The sequence below is a fragment of the Polaromonas sp. P1_E1_2 genome, assembly GCF_056406035.1.
Genome location: NZ_JBFUAZ010000027.1, coordinates 1 through 16,016, shown reverse-complemented (window position 1 = coordinate 16,016; position 16,016 = coordinate 1). Strand labels below are relative to the sequence as shown.

Genomic DNA, 16,016 nt, shown 5'->3' with positions numbered 1-16,016 from the left:
ATTTACCAGACCCTGAATTAAGGACTTAGAACTCAAAACACTGACACCCACCCGGATTTGCAGCGAAAAAACCGATGCTCTGCTGGATCTCGTACCCCAGGATCCGGGATCCGGCAAAGACCCCCTTTCGGTGCTCGCAACGCTGGCGATCAAGTCGGGGGACTTTGAGGCCAAGCCGGGCAAGCTCCTGAGCACGTACCGCGCTCCCGGCATCACTGCCAGGCGGGTCGTACTGGCGGGCGTCGGGGATGCCAGTGCCAAAAACGTTCGTACCGCCGTCAGTGCCGGCCTGGGCGCCCTGAAGGCTGCGAACGTGCAGCACCTGACCATTTGCTTCGGTGCCGTGGGCCATCTGCGAGCTGAAGCCGTACGCGCGGCCGTGGTCGCTTGCGGGGATGCCACCTATACCTACGCTACCACCAAGTCCAAAGCCGCCAGGAACGCAAAAGCCGGCCCTGGCAGGTTGCAACGGGTGGTGGTTGCCGTGAATGACGCCGCAAGTGCCCAGATCGCGCGACCCGGCATTGACAAGGGCGCAGCGCTGGTCAAGGGCATTGAATTTGCCAAGGAGTGGGCGAACCGCCCGGCCAACCACGCGACACCGACGCTTCTGGCCGGCGCTGCCAGAGAGCTGGGCAAGCTGCGCGGCATCAAGGTGGAGGTGCTGGGGCCCAAAGAGGTCGCCAAACTCGGCATGGGCTCCTTCATGGCCGTGGCGCAGGGTTCGGCCGAGCCCTTACGCTTTATAGTGCTGCGCTATGAGGGGGCGGCCAGGGCCGAGGCGCCCGTCGTGCTCGTTGGCAAAGGCATCACCTTTGACACGGGCGGTATCTCCATCAAGCCCGCCGCCGAAATGGACGAGATGAAGTTCGACATGTGCGGTGCCGCCAGCGTTCTGGGCACCTTCCGGGCGCTGGCAGAGCTGCGGCCGGCGCTCAATGTGGTAGGCCTGATTCCCGCCTGCGAAAACATGCCGGGCAGCCGCGCCATCAAGCCCGGCGATGTGGTGACCAGCATGAGCGGGCAGACCATCGAGATCCTGAACACCGACGCCGAAGGGCGGCTGGTGCTCTGCGACGCATTGACTTACGCCGAGCGCTTCAAGCCCCGGGCGGTGGTGGACATCGCGACGCTGACCGGCGCCTGCGTGATTGCCTTGGGCGGCGTGCGCAGCGGGCTTTTCTCCAGCGACGACACCATGGCCGAGGCGTTGTCGGCAGCAGGCGAATCGTCCCTGGACCTGTGCTGGAGGATGCCGCTGGATGACGATTATGCGGAAGGGCTCAAGACCAATTTTGCGGATGTCGCCAACGTGGCGGGGCGTGCCGCGGGTGCGGTGACCGCGGCCAAGTTCCTGCAGCGGTTTACGGCCAGTTTYCCATGGGCGCACCTGGACATTGCCGGTACGGCCTGGAAAGGCGGAGCCGCCAAAGGTGCGACCGGCAGGCCGGTGCCGCTGCTGCTGGACTACCTGCTGGACCAGGTGGTAACTGCCAGGGCAGGGACTTCGGCCCAAGCATCGCGCAAAAAAGCCAAAACAGCGTCCAGTCGCAAATCCGCATCCAAAACCCGGGCATGACCGAAATCGCCTTTCACTTCAATGTGCCTGACAAACTGGCCTACAGCTGCCGGTTACTTCGCAAGGCCTACCTGAGCGGCGCCAGCGTTGTGGTGACGGGGGACGCGGCGGTGCTGGCGGAACTGGACCAGTTGATCTGGAGTTTTTCGCCTGCGGAATTTGTGCCGCATTGCCGTGCGGGTGCCCCCGAAAGTACATGGGCGGCAACGCCGGTGGTGCTGGCCGAGTCGCTCAAGGCCTGCCCGCATTACGGCGTGTTGGTCAATCTGGGACATGGCATTCCCGCCGAATTTGAACGCTTCGAACGTTTTATCGAAGTCGTGGCGCAGGCCGACGATGACCGTCTTGCAGCGCGAAGCCGGTGGAAGCACTACACCGACAGGGGCTATGCCATGAAACGCCATGACCTTGCGACGGCCGGGGAGGGCGCATGAACCGTCCGCCCGCACCGCCGCGGTTTGTGCCGACGCTGACGGAAGTCGTGCGGCCCATGCCTGCGCCGATGCCGGCTGCACCGCCTGAACCAGCCAGGACTGGTTTGCCGGTGCCGCCGTCCACCGCTTCTGCAGAGCTTCAGGAGCAGATGGTGCAACGCGTGCTGCAGCGGGTGAACCTGGTCCTTGAGCGGCGTTTGCGGGAGGTCGTAGGGCAACTTATCCTGGAGCACACGCAAACCCTGGTTCCACGTCTGCGCGAAGAAATTGAGGACGTTGTCCGTCAATCTGTGAGCCAGGCTTTGAAGCACGAAGCGGCACCGCCAAACACGGACGCATAGGACGCGCGAGCGACTGTTTGCACAGATGCTTTTTCGCTGTGCCCAACCCTTGAAACACAAGTTCACATAAGGCAATCTGCTCCCCGGGTAAACCCCCTTATCGGAATTTAACCTAGGGACGTTGCTATGGTGCGGGCCCGGAAATTGCGTTATGTTCGGCCCCGTTGAGTAAAAAAATTGTTCTCAACCTTTAACGGTAATTTCCTAATCGGAGTGTTTTTATGCAAATGAAATTAAAACTGACAGTAGTGGCTGCTCTCGCTGCAGTAGCGGGTTTTGCCTCTGCCCAAGACGCAGTGATCAAGATCGGTCACGTGGCGCCGCTGTCCGGCTCGCAAGCCCATTACGGCAAAGACAATGAAAACGGCGTGCGCATGGCCATCGAAGACCTGAACGCACAAAACGTGGTCATCGGCGGCAAAAAGGTCAAGTTTGAAATTGTTGCTGAAGATGACGCCGCTGATCCAAAACAGGGCACCGCCGCTGCACAAAAGCTGTGCGACTCCAAAGTCGCCGGCGTGGTCGGCCACCTGAATTCCGGAACCACCATTCCTGCCTCCAAGGTCTACAACGATTGCGGCATCCCCCACGTTACGGGCGCTGCAACCAACCCCAACCTGACCAAGCCAGGCTACAAAACCACCTACCGCATCATTGCCAATGACAACGCCCTGGGCGCTGGCCTGGCTTTTTATGCCGCCGACACGCTGAAGCTGAAGAAAGTCGCCATCATTGACGACCGTACGGCTTACGGCCAGGGCGTTGCTGAAGTGTTCAAGAAAACGGCCCTGGCAAAAGGCATGACCGTGGTTGACGAGCAGTTCACCACCGACAAAGCCACCGACTTCATGGCCATCCTGACCGCCATCAAGGCCAAAGCACCTGACGCGATCTTCTTCGGCGGCATGGACCCACAAGGCGGCCCAATGCTGCGCCAGATGGAACAACTCGGCATGGGCAACGTCAAGTACTTCGGCGGCGACGGCATCTGCACCGCAGAACTTGCCAAGCTGACCGCAGGCGCCAAGACCATCGGCAACGTGGTTTGCGCTGAAGGCGGCGCATCGCTGGCCAAAATGCCAGGCGGCGAAGCCTGGATGAAGCGCTACGAAGCCAAGTATCCAAAGCAGTTCCAGGTTTACAGCCCGTACACCTACGACGCTACCTTCGTTCTGGTTGACGCCATGAAGCGTGCCGGTTCCTGGGATCCAAAGGTTTACACCCCTGAGCTGATTAAAACCAACTTCAAGGGCGTGACCACCACGATCGCTTTTGAACCCAATGGCGAACTGAAGAACCCCGCCATCACCCTGTACGTCTACAAAGACGGCAAGAAGTCTGCCCTGAACTAATCGTTCACCGCAAACAAAAAGCCACCGCAAGGTGGCTTTTTTTTGCCCGGAAAAACCCCGGGAAGACCGGAAGTGAGGCGCCGAAAGTGGAGCGGGCACAAAAAAGCCCAGCAAGCTGGGCTTTTAGGAGTTTTTGCCACCGTGTGGAAACTCACGGCGACGAGACTGTTTGGCGGAAGAGGCGGGATTCGAACCCGCGGTAGGTTTAACCCTACGCACGCTTTCCAGGCGTGTGACTTAAACCGCTCATCCACCCTTCCGCGAAGCCTTCGATTATAGCAGTGCTGCGAACAGACGGAGGCAGGAGTTGMACCCGACGCGCAACAGGCTCAGTGGAGTGCACCCTGGAACCGGTGCTTTTCCAGCAGGGCCAGGGAGACGAATTCCAGCGCCTTGCTGTGCGTCGACTCCAGCACGACAGGCGGCGCAAAGCCGGCCTCCAGCGCTTCGCGCCAGCGGTTGGCACACAGGCACCAGCGGTCATTCGGCTGAAGGCCCGCAAAGCGGTACGCAGGCTGCGGCGTGGAAAGATCGTTGCCGCGGCTGGCGGAAAAAGCCAGAAATTCACGCGTGACGCGAACGCATACCAGGTGGGACCCCGCATCCGACGCATCCGTGTTGCAGCAACCGTCACGAAAGTAGCCGGTCAGCGGATCATAGGAGCAGGGCACCAAATCCGTGCCCAGTACATTTTTTGCGCTCATGGGTGCGTTCACGTGCTGTCGGCAAAAAAGCCCGTCGTCACACCTTGTTGGCTTGCACCATCTTCATGGCCGAGCTGATGAGGGCGGTGACTTCCGTCATGTTGCTGGGTACCACCAACGTGGTTTTGGCGTCCCTGGCTACCTTGGAATAGGCGTCAACCGCCTGTTCGGCCACCTTGAGCTGAACGGCCTGTTCGCCGCCGGGCTGGCGGATTGCGGCCGCGACCATTTCGATGGCTTTTGCATTGGCGTCGGCAACGGCCATGATGGCGGCGGCTTCACCTTGGGCGTTGTTGATGGCAGCCAGTTTTTCGCCTTCCGAGCGGGCAATGAAGGCTTCACGTTCGCCGGTGGCGATATTGATCTGCTCCTGGCGGCGGCCTTCGGAAGCAGCGATCAGAGCCCGCTTCTCACGCTCTGCCGTAATTTGCGACTGCATGGCATGCAGAATCTCTTTGGGGGGCGTCAAGTCCTTGATTTCGTAGCGCAGGACTTTCACACCCCAGTTCAGGGCGGCCTCGTCAATGGCGGCAACAACCTGCGCATTGATGATGTCGCGTTCTTCAAAGGTCTTGTCGAGTTCGAGCTTGCCGATCACGGAACGCAGGGAGGTCTGCGCCAGTTGCGTGACAGCCACGATGTAGTTGGATGAGCCGTAGCTGGCCCGCATCGGGTCCGTGACCTGGAAATACAGGATGCCGTCGACCTGCAGCTGCGTGTTGTCGCGGGTAATGCAAACCTGGCTGGGAACGTCAAGCGGGATTTCCTTCAGGCTGTGCTTGTAGGCGACGCGGTCAATAAAGGGAACCAGGAAGTTGAGGCCCGGCGTCAGGCTTGCGTGATATTTACCCATACGTTCGATGACCCAGGCATTTTGCTGGGGAACGAATTTGACGGCGCGGATGACGAAGATGACCGCGACGATGAGAATAATGAGTGCTACATAAGATGACATGGTGATTCCCTCAGATTTTTTCTACGACCAATTTGCTGCCAATAACTTCCCGAATACGGTGGGCGCCCGCCGAAGGCGTGCCATCAACCGCCTGAACAACCGCCCATTGCGCGCCGCGGTAGCGTACGAGCGCCGTGCCGTCCGCTTGCCAGTCATCGACCTGTACCGTTTCACCAATATCCATGTTGACGTCTGGATTGGTTCCTGCCGATAACGCCTTGGGCCCCCGACCCCGAATGAAATGGGTAACGCCCACGGTGGCCGAGCCGACAACGGCCGCCGTAACGAGTTGCAGGGCCGTCGAGGCGCCCAAATGAGCGGCAATTGCAGCGGCCGCCAAGCCTACCGCGATCATCAGCAGGTAAAAAGTTCCGGTTACCAGCTCCACCGCGACTGCCGTACCTGCCAGCAGCCACCAGATAGTCGATTCACTCATGCATCCTCCTTTTGTCGGTCATCCGCTACATTTTGGGGCAATTAGACCCCAAGGCAAGCGTAGCGCAACAATATGTCCTTACACTTCGCTGCTTGGAAAAAGCTTCCTCTCACCGCCCGGGCTCAACCTGTCTATGCCCTTTGAGCGTTTCCCATGCCCTCCGACAGGTTCAGGGCGACCATGAACTCCAGCCCAAGCCATGAAATTCCGCTTTCCCATCGTCATCATCGACGAAGACTTCCGCTCCGAGAACACCTCCGGTCTGGGCATCCGTGCGCTGGCGCAAGCCATTGAAACCGAGGGCTTCGAAGTCCTGGGGGTGACCAGTTACGGCGACCTCTCGCAGTTCGCCCAGCAGCAAAGCCGGGCCAGCGCCTTCATTTTGTCGATTGACGACGAGGAGTTTTCGCCAGGCCCCGACCTCGACCCSGCCGTGCTSAACCTGCGYACCTTTATCGARGARGTRCGCCGCAAGAACCTGGAYGTGCCGATYTAYGTCTATGGCGAGACCAAGACCTCGCGCCACATCCCCAACGACATCCTGCGTGARCTGCACGGCTTCATCCACATGTTTGAGGACACGCCCGAGTTCGTGGCGCGCCACATCCTGCGGGAGGCCAAGAGCTACCTGGAAGGCGTGCAGCCGCCGTTTTTCAAGGCACTGCTCGACTATGCCGAAGACGGTTCCTATTCCTGGCACTGCCCGGGCCATTCGGGCGGCGTTGCTTTCCTGAAAAGCCCGGTCGGCCAGATGTTCCACCAGTTTTTTGGCGAGAACATGCTGCGCGCCGACGTCTGCAACGCGGTGGAAGAGCTCGGCCAGTTGCTGGATCACGACGGCGCCATCGGCGCCAGCGAGCGCAACGCCGCACGCATCTTCAACGCCGACCACTGCTTCTTCGTGACCAACGGCACATCCACCAGCAACAAGATGGTGTGGCACCACACGGTGGCACCCGGTGACGTGGTGGTCGTTGACCGCAACTGCCACAAGTCCATCCTGCATTCCATCATCATGACGGGTGCGATTCCGGTGTTTTTGAAGCCGACGCGCAACCATTTCGGCATCATCGGCCCGATTCCGCAGAGCGAGTTCGAACCCGAAGCCATCCGCGCCAAGATCGATGCCAACCCATTGCTCAAGGGCGTGGACAGCAGCAAGGTCAAGCCGCGTGTGCTGACACTGACGCAGTCCACCTACGACGGCGTGCTCTACAACACCGAAACCATCAAGGGCATGCTGGACGGCTACATCGACAACCTGCACTTTGACGAGGYCTGGCTGCCGCACGCCGCCTTCCACCCGTTCTACGGCAGCTACCACGCCATGGGCAAGAGCCGCATCCGGCCGAAGAATGCGGTGGTGTACGCAACGCAGTCCATCCACAAGCTGCTGGCGGGTATCAGCCAGGCCAGTCACGTGCTGGTGCAGGATTCGCAGAACACCAAACTCGACAGGCACCTCTTCAACGAGGCCTACCTGATGCATACGTCAACCTCGCCGCAATACAGCATCATCGCCAGCTGCGACGTGGCCGCTGCCATGATGGAGCCTCCCGGCGGCACGGCGCTGGTTGAGGAAAGCATTGCCGAAGCGCTGGACTTCCGCCGCGCCATGCGCAAGATCGACGAGGAATACGGCACCGACTGGTGGTTCAAGGTCTGGGGGCCGGACAAGCTGGTCGAAGAGGGCATTGGCGAATCGCAGGACTGGATCATCAAGGGCGAGTCCCGCAGCGCCAAGACGGCCAGAAACGGCGCCAACAACTGGCATGGCTTTGGCCAGATGGCCACCGGTTTCAACATGCTGGACCCGATCAAGTCCACCATCGTCACGCCCGGCCTCGACCTGAACGGCAAGTTTGCCAAAACCGGCATCCCGGCCAGCATCGTGACCAAATTTCTGGCCGAGCACGGCGTGATCGTCGAGAAAACCGGCCTCTACAGCTTCTTCATCATGTTCACCATCGGCATCACCAAGGGCCGCTGGAACACGCTGCTGACGGCGCTGCAGCAGTTCAAGGACGACTACGACAAGAACCAGCCGATGTGGCGCATCCTGCCCGAGTTCTGCCAGAAGTACCCCAAGTACGAGCGCATGGGCCTGGCCGACCTGTGCCAGCACATCCATACGCTGTACGCCAAGTACGACATCGCGCGGTTGACAACCGAGGTCTACCTGAGCGATCTGGCGCCCGCCATGAAGCCCAGCGACGCCTACGCCCACATTGCCCACCGCACGACGGAACGGGTTGAAATCGACCACCTGGAAGGCCGTATCACCGTGGGCCTGGTCACGCCGTACCCGCCGGGCATCCCGCTGTTGATCCCGGGCGAGGTGTTCAACCGGAAAATTGTGGACTATCTGAAGTTCTCGCGCGAGTTCAACGCCCAGTGCCCGGGCTTTGAAACAGACATCCACGGCCTTGTGGAACAGGTGGATGCCAAGGGCAAGACGCGCTACTACGCGGACTGCGTCAAACGCTAGGCAGGAATAAACAGGTACTTTCGTTTGCTATAGTCCTTCCCATATTATTGGGAGGGGAGCATGTTCAAGACGATTCTCTTCGGAGTCCTCGGTGTCATCGTCGGTGCAGTATTCCTGCGCGCGCAGGCCAGCGGGGACAGCGAGTTGCGGCTGCTCATGGCCAGCGGCAAGACGGCGGTGGTCGAGCCGATCAAGGAATACAAAAGTTTTTCCCGCAGTGGCCAGACCATCTACACGGCGGAACTCAAATTCCGCACCGACACTGGGCAAGCCATGACGATCAAGCGCTCGTTCCCCGAGGCCGTGCTGAAGGACTTCGAGGCAGGGCGGCCGGTGAACATCTACTACATGCCGGGTAACCCGAGCCAGGTGGGATTCGCGCAGGAAGCCGGCGGATCATCCTTCCTCAAGTGGGTGGGCTGGTTCTTCGTCATCGCCAGCCTGGGCTACACGGGCCTCGGCCTGCTGGCGAGCCAGAAAAAATAAAGCCGCCTCCCCGGAGCGGTTGCTATATTTTTTGTAGCTGGGGGCGCATGACTAGTGGGCGCCACAGGCCATTTCCCCCGTCAGGTGCGGTGGGCGCAAGGCCAACTCACGTTGGTCTCCGGCGGTGCGCCGATTGGCGGGCCCACCTTTAAAGCAGCTGGTCTTCCCGTACCCGCATGAAGCTGGCAAACCGGGGCAGGCCACCGTCATTGAGTCCGCGAAAGCGGTAGGTGACGGTGCTGCCGACGGGCGGCGGATTCTGGCGCTGCTCATCGTTGAGCCCGGTGCCCAGCTTGAAGCGCCGCCCTGGTTTGCCGTCGGCACCGGGCATTTCCACCAGCAGCGCGCCCAGCATGCCGGCGTACTTCCCCCTGCCGGGAACATGCGCCACCACGCGGGCTTCGGTGTCTTCGTGGGTCTTGACCTTGAGCAGGTCGTCGTTGCGTGCGCCTTTGTAGAAAGACGCGCCGCGGTGCAGCATCAGGCCTTCGCCGCCGCGCTTCACGGTGGTGGCCAGTAACGCCTGCAAGGCGGTGTGGCTTGCGACCTTCGATTGCGCCACGGCCTGCACCCAGGGCTGGTCGATGCGGCTCACCGCGCCATTGAGGGCCGGGATCCGCTCGCTGAACGGGCCGCCTTGCGCGGGCAAATCAAACACCATGAAGCGCATGGCCCGCCAGGCAGCGTCGTCCGGGGTTTGCTGGCGCACGGTAGACACCGCCCTGGCAAACTGGCCACGGCCCGCCCACAGCTCGCCGTCCAGGGGTGTTTTGGGCCAGCCTGCGGTAAACCAGGCCGGCGCGGCGATGCGTTCCCCCCCGCGCGTGAGCAGCTGTTCTCCGTCCCAGTAGCCGCGCACGCCGTCGAATTTTTCACTGACCCAATAATCCTGAAGGGGGACGCCGGGTTGGTACACCTTGGCGAGCATCAGCGGCGGCGCTTGCGCAGCTGCGGATGCCGAAAGCACCGGAAGCGCTGGTGCCAGCAAGCCGGCGAGTGCCAGCAGCCAGTGAAACGTTTTGAGGCGAAAAAAGACCGTGTTGGCCCGCTCGCCGGAGTGGGTGATGTGTTGCCGCATGGGCCTCCCTGTTTTTTCTTGACTTATAACTGTATGAATGTACAGTTTATAGTTCAAATTTGCGCGGTGCAAGCGTTCTGTGGGCGCCTGTGTTGCCCGCGCAACCCCGTCAACCATGAAGGCTGCAATGGCCATGAAAGGAATCAACTTATGACAGAAAAAATGACTTCCAGAGGGAGTTGCCATTGTGGAAAGGTCGCGTTTGAGGTCGACGGCCAGCCGAACAGCGCCCTGGCCTGCAACTGCTCCATCTGCCAGCGCAAAGGGTCGCTGCTGTGGTTTGTGCCGCATGACCAGCTCCGTTTGCAGACCCCCGATGAAAATGCCAGCACCTATCAGTTCAACAAGCATGTGATCAGCCACCGTTTCTGCCCTACCTGTGGCATTCATCCTTATGGCGAAGGGACGGATCCTGCCGGCAATCGCATTGCAGCTGTCAACGTCCGCTGCCTCGAGGGAATCGATCTGGACACCATCAAGGTGACGCATTTTGACGGGCGTTCTTCCTAGCTCTTCCCGGAACCCCCGGATCCTGTATTCCCGGACTCTGGCGGACGCAATAATCTGCCACTTCGTCCGTACCCCTGGGGGCCGGTATTCCCGGCCATCACTCATATTGCTCATTGCTGTCTGACTTCCCTTGGGCCAGTCGGCCTCGACATTTTTTTACTGACACCATGACTTCCAGCGACATTGAAAATATCGAGCGCGCCACTGTGGCAGCTGTATCACCCGAGGAGCAGCTTGAAATCGAGGGCTGGCTGCTGCCCTTTGACAGCGGGACCGTCAGCCGGGCCAAAAGTGCGGTGCCCCTGCTGCATCAACCCCCCGCCGATGGCGTGATCGATCGCATTGAAGGGCTGTACCGTGCGCGCGGCAAGCGGGCCGTCTTCCGGCTGGCCAATGAGGCCTGCTTTGATGCCTTGCGCCGCGAACTGGGCGCGCGGGGTTACACGGCAGGCAAGCCGGTGCTGGTGGAAGTGGCGCAGGTCAAGTCCATGCGTGGTGTGTCGGCGCAGGCACTGGCTGAAACAGCCCACGCGCCGGACGAGGCCTGGGCAGCGTTGTTCCTGGCCGAGGGTTTTGATCCCGTGGACGGCGCCAGCCGTGTCAGGTCACTGAGCCGCGGGCGTGATTCCGTGTTTGCCAGCGTGCGCGAAGGCGGCAAGGCCATTGCGGCTGGCGCGGCGGCGTTCAGCCACGGATGGTCCAGTGTCCACGGCATGCGAACCGACCCGGCACATCGCGGCAAGGGATTGGCAGGCCGGGTACTGACCGCCATAGCCGAAGCGGCCATGCAGCGGGGCATTGAGCGTGTATTCCTGCAGGTGGAAGAAGGCAATGCCCCGGCGCGGGCGCTTTACCGGCGGGCGGGCTTTGAAACGGTCTGGAGTTATGACTACTGGACCCAGGGCTGAACCTTGATCCAGACGCGGTGCGGAATTGGGTGTGTGCGGGATACTGGATGCGGCAAGTTGCTATGATTTTTATAGCTGCTCGCTCTGGTGGCTATTAGGCTAGAGCCTGCTTTATTGTTATTTTCAGGCCTGATTTGATCGAATTTGGCTGTCTTGCCGCCCCGTCTTGCCTCAAAAAAACGGCTTTGCAGTACCTGGAAGCCGTTCTTCATGAACATATTTGGCCTCCAGCCCAATAGGGTCATGCGCGAGCCGCTATCTATTTCATAGCGCGCCATGCGAGACAAGGGTGCAACTTGCCGCATGTGCGCGCCGCCCGGCACGCCAGCCGGGCGCGAAAGCCTTCAGGCTTCGGCTGCCGGTTCGGCGATGCCGCCGACCACGTGGCTGAAGCCGCCATCCACATAGGTGATCTCGGCGCTCACGCCTGCGGCCAGGTCGCTCAGCAAAAAGGCGGCGACGTTGCCGACGTCTTCAATCGTCACATTGCGGCGGATTGGCGAGGCCTCGGCGACCACACTCAAAATCTTGCCGAAGCCCTTGATGCCGCTGGCGGCCAGGGTTTTGATCGGGCCGGCGCTGATGCCGTTGACGCGCATGCCCTTGGGGCCCAGCGATTCGGCCAGGTAGCGCACCGAGGCTTCCAGGCTGGCTTTGGCCAGGCCCATGGTGTTGTAGTTGGGCACGGTGCGCACGGCGCCGAGGTAGGTCAGCGTGAGCAGGGCCGATTTTTTGTTGAGGTAGGGCAGGGCCGCCTTGGCCATCGCCGGAAAGCTGTAAGCGCTGATGTCGTGGGCGATCTTGAAGCCCTCACGTGACAGGCCGTCCAAAAAGTCGCCGGCGATCGCCTCGCGCGGCGCAAAGCCGATGCTGTGCACAAAGCCGTCAAACGTTGGCCAGGTTTTGGAGAGGTCGGCAAACATCTTGTCGATCTGCGCGTCGTCGCCCACGTCGCAGTCAAAAATCAGTTTCGAGTCGAAGTCGGCAGCAAACTCGGTGATGCGGTCCTTGAAGCGCTCGCCGACATAGCCGAACGCCAGCTCGGCGCCCTGGGCATGGCAGGCCTTGGCGATGCCATAGGCGATGGACCGGTTCGAGAGGACCCCCGTGATCAACAGTTTTTTGCCAGTGAGGAATCCGGTGTTGGTGGCCATGCAGGTGCTCCAGAGTAGGTAGTTCGCGGGGGAAGGGAAGGCAAGGGACAGGGGCGCAGTGTCTGCGCGCCGCAATCTTGCCAGCTTAAGTAGTGCAGAATTGTCGCATGCGAAGTTTGCTGGTTTGGGTCCTGCTGGGTCTTTCATCACCGTCATGGGCCGCGCACGGCTATGCACTCTGGGGAGACCTCAAGTACCCCGCGGGGTTTGCCCACTTCGACTACGTCAACCCCGCAGCACCCAAGGGCGGGGACCTGCGCCTGGTCAGCAACCTGCGTTACTCGACTTTCGACAAATACAACCCTTTCACAATCAAAGGCTCGGCGCCGGCCTATTTGTCGAGCTTCATGTTCGACACGCTGCTGACGGGGGCGATGGACGAAACCGCCTCAGGCTACGGGCTGCTGGCCGAAGACGTCGAGGTGTCGGCTGACGGGCTCACGGCCACCTTCCGCCTGCGCAAGGAAGCGCGCTTTCACAACGGTGACCCGGTGCTGGCGGCCGACGTCAAATACAGCTTTGACACCCTGATGGGCCCGCATACCTCGCCGTCCTACAAGACCGTGTTCGAAGACGTCGCAGCCTGCGAGGTGGTGGGCGAGCGGACGGTGCGCTTTCGTTTCAGGAAGCCGAACCGCGAACTGCCGTTGAAAGTGGGCGGCATGGCGGTGTTCAGCCGCAAGTGGGGCATGGACGCCACCGGTAAGGCCAAGCCCTTCAATGAGGTCGTGACCGACATCCCCATTGGCAGCGGGCCCTATCGAATCGGCCTGGTGGTTTTCGGCAAAGACATCAGTTATGTGCGCGACAAGACCTACTGGGGTGAGAAACTCAATGTTCGGGTCGGTACAGGGAATTTCGACACCGTCACCGTCAAGATTTACAAGGACAACACTGCCAAGCTTGAGGCGCTCAAGGCCGGTGAGTTCGACATCATGCGTTTCTTCTCGGCCGGCGACTGGGCGCGGCGCCTGACGGGCAAACGTTTTGACAGCGGCGAACTCGTCAAGGGGGAATTCAAGCATAGCCTGCCCACGGGTTTCCAGAGCTATGTGCTAAATAGTCGGCGTGAAAAGCTCAAGGACCCGCGCGTGCGGGAAGCTCTGGGACTGGCGATCGACTACGAGTGGATGAACCGCCAGTTGTTTTACAACGCCTACCAGCGCGTGACCGGCCTGTTCGGAAACACCGATTGCCAGGCCACCGGACTGCCGAAGCCCGAAGAGCTGGCTTTGATGGAACCCTGGCGCCAGGACATCCCCGCAGCGGCATTCGGCGCCATGTACGTGCCGGCGCGCACTGACGGCGACTCTTCGCTGCGCGCTAATTTGCGCCGTGCCCAGGTGCTCCTGAAGGAAGCCGGCTGGGAGGTTCGGGACGGCAAGCTGCGCAACGCCAAAGGCGAGGCTATGGTGCTGGAATACCTGGATAGCAACGAGGGCGGTGTGCGCACGATTTCGCCCTGGATACGCGCCCTCGAAAAGCTCGGCATCCAGCTCAACTTYCGGCAGGTCGACTTCGCGCTCTACCAGCAGCGCCTCGATAAATTCGAGTTCGACATCATCTCCATCGCCTACGGTGGCACCAACAACCCGGGTCAGGAGTTCGCCGACATGTTCGGTAGCAAGGCCGCCGCCACTGAGGAGTCGGGTAACTTCAGCGGAGCCGCCAATCCCGCGATTGATGCCATGATCACCAAAATGACCAGCGCCAAAACCAAGGCCGAGTTGTTGCCCGCCTGCCGTGCATTGGAACGCATCGTGGCGCACAGCCACTACCTGCTGCCGGAATGGACGGCCGGCACCCATCGCGTGGTCTATAACGCACGCCGCCTTGCCATGCCGGGCCAGATGCCACCCTATGCGCCAGGCGAGACCTGGATCATCGATACCTGGTGGAAAAAATGAACACCCCCGTCGGACGTTCGCTTCGCGTAACGCCTTCCCCCCTTGCAGGGGGCGGCAGCTGCGGCCCGGCAAAGCCAGTTCCGCGCTGCCCACCGGGTTTGGCGGGAGTTTGATCGATCATGTTTGCCTACATTCTCAAACGCTGTCTTTTGATGATCCCGACTTTGTTCGGGGTGTTGCTGATCACCTTTGTGGTGACGCAGTTCGTGCCGGGCGGGCCGGTGGAGCAATACATGGCCGAGGCCAAGGCCGGCCCCAGCGGTGGAGGCGGTGCCGAGGGTGGCGGCCTGAGCTACCGGGGTGGGCAGGGCGTCGACCCGAAACGCGTCGAGCAGATCAAGGCGCTCTATGGTTTCGACAAGCCGGCGCCCGAGCGCTTTTACCTGATGCTCAAGCAGTTTTTGAGCTTTGACCTTGGCAGAAGCTTCTTCCACAACAAGGAGGTCTGGCAACTGGTCAAGGAAAAGCTCCCGGTTTCCATCAGCCTGGGTTTGTGGACCTTCTTCATCAGCTACCTGGTGGCTGTGCCACTGGGCGTCGCCAAGGCGGTGCGTGCCGGCTCGCGTTTCGATTTCGTCACAACCTTGCTGGTGCTGACCGGCTATGCCATTCCTGGCTTTGTGCTGGGTGTCGCGCTGCTGGTGATCTTCGGCGGCCAGTTGCAGTGGTTTCCGTTGCGCGGCCTGACCTCGCCCAATTGGGAGACTTTGAGCTGGGGTGCGCGCATCACCGATTACCTCTGGCATATCACCTTGCCGGTCACGGCCATGGTGCTGGGCAGCTTCGCAGTCACGGCCATGCTGACCAAGAACTCCTTCCTGGAGGAAATCCGCAAGCAATACGTGCTCACGGCCCGCGCCAAGGGCCTGGGTGAGCGCCAGGTGCTGTGGAAGCATGTGTTCCGCAATGCGCTGATTCCCCTCATCACCGGCTTCCCGGCCGCCTTTATCAGCTCGTTCTACACCGGTGCGCTGCTGATCGAAACCCTGTTCTCGCTGGATGGCATGGGGCTGCTCAGCTATGAAAGCATCATCCGGCGCGACTACCCGGTGGTGCTGGGCACGCTCTACCTGTTTACCTTGATCGGCCTGTTCACCAAGCTGATTTCCGATTTGTCTTATGTCTGGGTGGATCCGCGTGTACGGTTCGATTAACCCCCCTGAAGCCACCTCCGGCGGCCTTCCCCCCGAGGGGACGCCTCCTGCGGACGGGCAAAGCCCGGTCCGCGGCGACGCTGTACAAGAAAAGTACGTTTCGAACTCTCCCGCCAAGCGCGCCTGGAGGCGTTTTCGGCGCAACAAGCTGGGGTTTTACAGCCTGGTGGTGTTCTGTACGTTGGTGGTGCTCAGTCTTTGTGCCGAGCTCGTCTCCAACGACCGGCCGCTGCTGGTGCGCTATGAGGGAGGCTATTACTTTCCCATGGTTAAGGACTACAGCGAGAAGACCTTTGGGGGTGACTTCGACACGACCACCGATTACCTCGATCCCTATATCCAGGAACGGCTGGCGCGTGGCAGCAATTTCGCGTTGTACACCCTCAATCCCTACGGGCCCAACACCCTCAATTATTTTGCGAAAGAGCCCAACCCCTCGAAGCCGACGCGCGCCAACCTGCTGGGCACCGACGACCGGGGGCGCGACCTGCTGGCCCAGCTGATTTACGGCTTTCGGGTCAGTGTACTGT

16 protein-coding genes and 1 tRNA gene are annotated in these 16,016 nt (G+C 60.8%); 11 read left to right on the top strand and 6 right to left on the bottom strand.

Features of this window, described 5'->3' with window-relative positions; genetic code table 11:
• Nucleotides 1-16 precede the first annotated feature (16 nt).
• The 4 genes from AC1D1P_RS03190 (at nt 17) to AC1D1P_RS03175 (ending at nt 3,706) form a co-directional block, all read left to right on the top strand.
• Entirely contained in the window at nt 17-1,579 is a 1,563-nt protein-coding gene (locus AC1D1P_RS03190; protein WP_477672063.1) for a leucyl aminopeptidase, read from the top strand.
• Nucleotides 1,576-2,013 (top strand): DNA polymerase III subunit chi, encoded by a 438-nt coding sequence (locus AC1D1P_RS03185; RefSeq protein ID WP_477671665.1) that lies wholly within the window; start codon nt 1,576-1,578, stop codon nt 2,011-2,013. Before AC1D1P_RS03190 ends, AC1D1P_RS03185 begins: the two co-directional genes overlap by 4 nt.
• Nucleotides 2,010-2,354: a hypothetical protein gene (locus AC1D1P_RS03180; protein ID WP_457282749.1), complete on the top strand. Its 345-nt coding sequence runs from the start codon at nt 2,010-2,012 to the stop codon at nt 2,352-2,354. Before AC1D1P_RS03185 ends, AC1D1P_RS03180 begins: the two co-directional genes overlap by 4 nt.
• A 221-nt stretch (nt 2,355-2,575) precedes the next feature.
• Nucleotides 2,576-3,706: a branched-chain amino acid ABC transporter substrate-binding protein gene (locus AC1D1P_RS03175; RefSeq protein ID WP_457282750.1), complete on the top strand. Its 1,131-nt coding sequence runs from the start codon at nt 2,576-2,578 to the stop codon at nt 3,704-3,706.
• A gap of 170 nt (nt 3,707-3,876) precedes the next feature.
• On the opposite strand, the gene AC1D1P_RS03170 is transcribed toward AC1D1P_RS03175, so the two are convergent.
• The 4 genes from AC1D1P_RS03170 to AC1D1P_RS03155 all read right to left on the bottom strand — a co-directional run bounded on the left by AC1D1P_RS03170 (nt 3,877) and on the right by AC1D1P_RS03155 (nt 5,801).
• Nucleotides 3,877-3,966: transfer RNA gene (locus tag AC1D1P_RS03170), tRNA-Ser, on the bottom strand.
• A 69-nt stretch (nt 3,967-4,035) separates the two neighbouring features.
• On the bottom strand, nt 4,036-4,410 hold the full coding sequence (locus AC1D1P_RS03165; protein WP_477671664.1) for a DUF2237 family protein: 375 nt from the start codon (nt 4,408-4,410) through the stop codon (nt 4,036-4,038).
• 37 nt (nt 4,411-4,447) lie between these two features.
• Nucleotides 4,448-5,365 (bottom strand): SPFH domain-containing protein, encoded by a 918-nt coding sequence (locus AC1D1P_RS03160; RefSeq protein WP_477649893.1) that lies wholly within the window; start codon nt 5,363-5,365, stop codon nt 4,448-4,450.
• A gap of 10 nt (nt 5,366-5,375) precedes the next feature.
• Entirely contained in the window at nt 5,376-5,801 is a 426-nt protein-coding gene (locus AC1D1P_RS03155) for an NfeD family protein (protein WP_477671663.1), read from the bottom strand.
• Between the two features lie 199 nt (nt 5,802-6,000).
• On the opposite strand from AC1D1P_RS03155, the gene AC1D1P_RS03150 reads away from it, so the two are divergent.
• Together AC1D1P_RS03150 and AC1D1P_RS03145 are read left to right on the top strand one after the other, a co-directional pair.
• Complete coding sequence (locus AC1D1P_RS03150; RefSeq protein ID WP_477672061.1) at nt 6,001-8,289, top strand: Orn/Lys/Arg family decarboxylase; 2,289 nt, start codon at nt 6,001-6,003, stop codon at nt 8,287-8,289.
• Nucleotides 8,290-8,349: 60 nt separating this feature from the next.
• Nucleotides 8,350-8,775 (top strand): DUF3592 domain-containing protein, encoded by a 426-nt coding sequence (locus AC1D1P_RS03145; RefSeq protein WP_477671661.1) that lies wholly within the window; start codon nt 8,350-8,352, stop codon nt 8,773-8,775.
• Nucleotides 8,776-8,923: 148 nt separating this feature from the next.
• Here AC1D1P_RS03145 and AC1D1P_RS03140 read toward each other — a convergent pair whose 3' ends face one another.
• Nucleotides 8,924-9,853, bottom strand: a complete 930-nt coding sequence (locus AC1D1P_RS03140) for a DNA ligase (protein ID WP_477672060.1) — start codon at nt 9,851-9,853, stop codon at nt 8,924-8,926.
• Between the two features lie 162 nt (nt 9,854-10,015).
• Between AC1D1P_RS03140 and AC1D1P_RS03135 the strand changes: the two genes are divergently transcribed.
• Entirely contained in the window at nt 10,016-10,363 is a 348-nt protein-coding gene (locus tag AC1D1P_RS03135; protein ID WP_477672062.1) for a GFA family protein, read from the top strand.
• Between the two features lie 167 nt (nt 10,364-10,530).
• Nucleotides 10,531-11,271, top strand: a complete 741-nt coding sequence (locus tag AC1D1P_RS03130) for a GNAT family N-acetyltransferase (protein ID WP_477672059.1) — start codon at nt 10,531-10,533, stop codon at nt 11,269-11,271.
• A gap of 344 nt (nt 11,272-11,615) precedes the next feature.
• Here AC1D1P_RS03130 and fabI read toward each other — a convergent pair whose 3' ends face one another.
• On the bottom strand, nt 11,616-12,425 hold the full coding sequence (fabI, locus tag AC1D1P_RS03125; protein WP_477671657.1) for an enoyl-ACP reductase FabI: 810 nt from the start codon (nt 12,423-12,425) through the stop codon (nt 11,616-11,618).
• Nucleotides 12,426-12,532: 107 nt separating this feature from the next.
• Between fabI and AC1D1P_RS03120 the strand changes: the two genes are divergently transcribed.
• The 3 genes from AC1D1P_RS03120 to AC1D1P_RS03110 form a co-directional block, all read left to right on the top strand.
• Nucleotides 12,533-14,332, top strand: a complete 1,800-nt coding sequence (locus AC1D1P_RS03120) for an extracellular solute-binding protein (RefSeq protein ID WP_477671656.1) — start codon at nt 12,533-12,535, stop codon at nt 14,330-14,332.
• A 119-nt stretch (nt 14,333-14,451) separates the two neighbouring features.
• Nucleotides 14,452-15,486, top strand: a complete 1,035-nt coding sequence (locus AC1D1P_RS03115) for a microcin C ABC transporter permease YejB (protein ID WP_477649404.1) — start codon at nt 14,452-14,454, stop codon at nt 15,484-15,486.
• A partial coding sequence (locus tag AC1D1P_RS03110) for an ABC transporter permease family protein (RefSeq protein ID WP_477672058.1) occupies nt 15,452-16,016 on the top strand: 565 nt, incomplete at its 3' end. The genes AC1D1P_RS03115 and AC1D1P_RS03110, both read left to right, overlap by 35 nt.

What these genes read in the sequence shown, in the direction of transcription:
- AC1D1P_RS03185 (WP_477671665.1), top strand. Translation starts at nt 1,576, where the DNA reads ATGACCGAAATCGCCTTTCACTTCAATGTGCCTGACAAACTGGCCTAC.
- AC1D1P_RS03180 (WP_457282749.1), top strand. Translation starts at nt 2,010, where the DNA reads ATGAACCGTCCGCCCGCACCGCCGCGGTTTGTGCCGACGCTGACGGAA.
- AC1D1P_RS03175 (WP_457282750.1), top strand. Translation starts at nt 2,576, where the DNA reads ATGCAAATGAAATTAAAACTGACAGTAGTGGCTGCTCTCGCTGCAGTA.
- AC1D1P_RS03165 (WP_477671664.1), bottom strand. Translation starts at nt 4,410, where the DNA reads ATGAGCGCAAAAAATGTACTGGGCACGGATTTGGTGCCCTGCTCCTAT.
- AC1D1P_RS03160 (WP_477649893.1), bottom strand. Translation starts at nt 5,365, where the DNA reads ATGTCATCTTATGTAGCACTCATTATTCTCATCGTCGCGGTCATCTTC.
- AC1D1P_RS03155 (WP_477671663.1), bottom strand. Translation starts at nt 5,801, where the DNA reads ATGAGTGAATCGACTATCTGGTGGCTGCTGGCAGGTACGGCAGTCGCG.
- AC1D1P_RS03145 (WP_477671661.1), top strand. Translation starts at nt 8,350, where the DNA reads ATGTTCAAGACGATTCTCTTCGGAGTCCTCGGTGTCATCGTCGGTGCA.
- AC1D1P_RS03140 (WP_477672060.1), bottom strand. Translation starts at nt 9,853, where the DNA reads ATGCGGCAACACATCACCCACTCCGGCGAGCGGGCCAACACGGTCTTT.
- AC1D1P_RS03135 (WP_477672062.1), top strand. Translation starts at nt 10,016, where the DNA reads ATGACTTCCAGAGGGAGTTGCCATTGTGGAAAGGTCGCGTTTGAGGTC.
- AC1D1P_RS03130 (WP_477672059.1), top strand. Translation starts at nt 10,531, where the DNA reads ATGACTTCCAGCGACATTGAAAATATCGAGCGCGCCACTGTGGCAGCT.
- fabI (WP_477671657.1), bottom strand. Translation starts at nt 12,425, where the DNA reads ATGGCCACCAACACCGGATTCCTCACTGGCAAAAAACTGTTGATCACG.
- AC1D1P_RS03115 (WP_477649404.1), top strand. Translation starts at nt 14,452, where the DNA reads ATGTTTGCCTACATTCTCAAACGCTGTCTTTTGATGATCCCGACTTTG.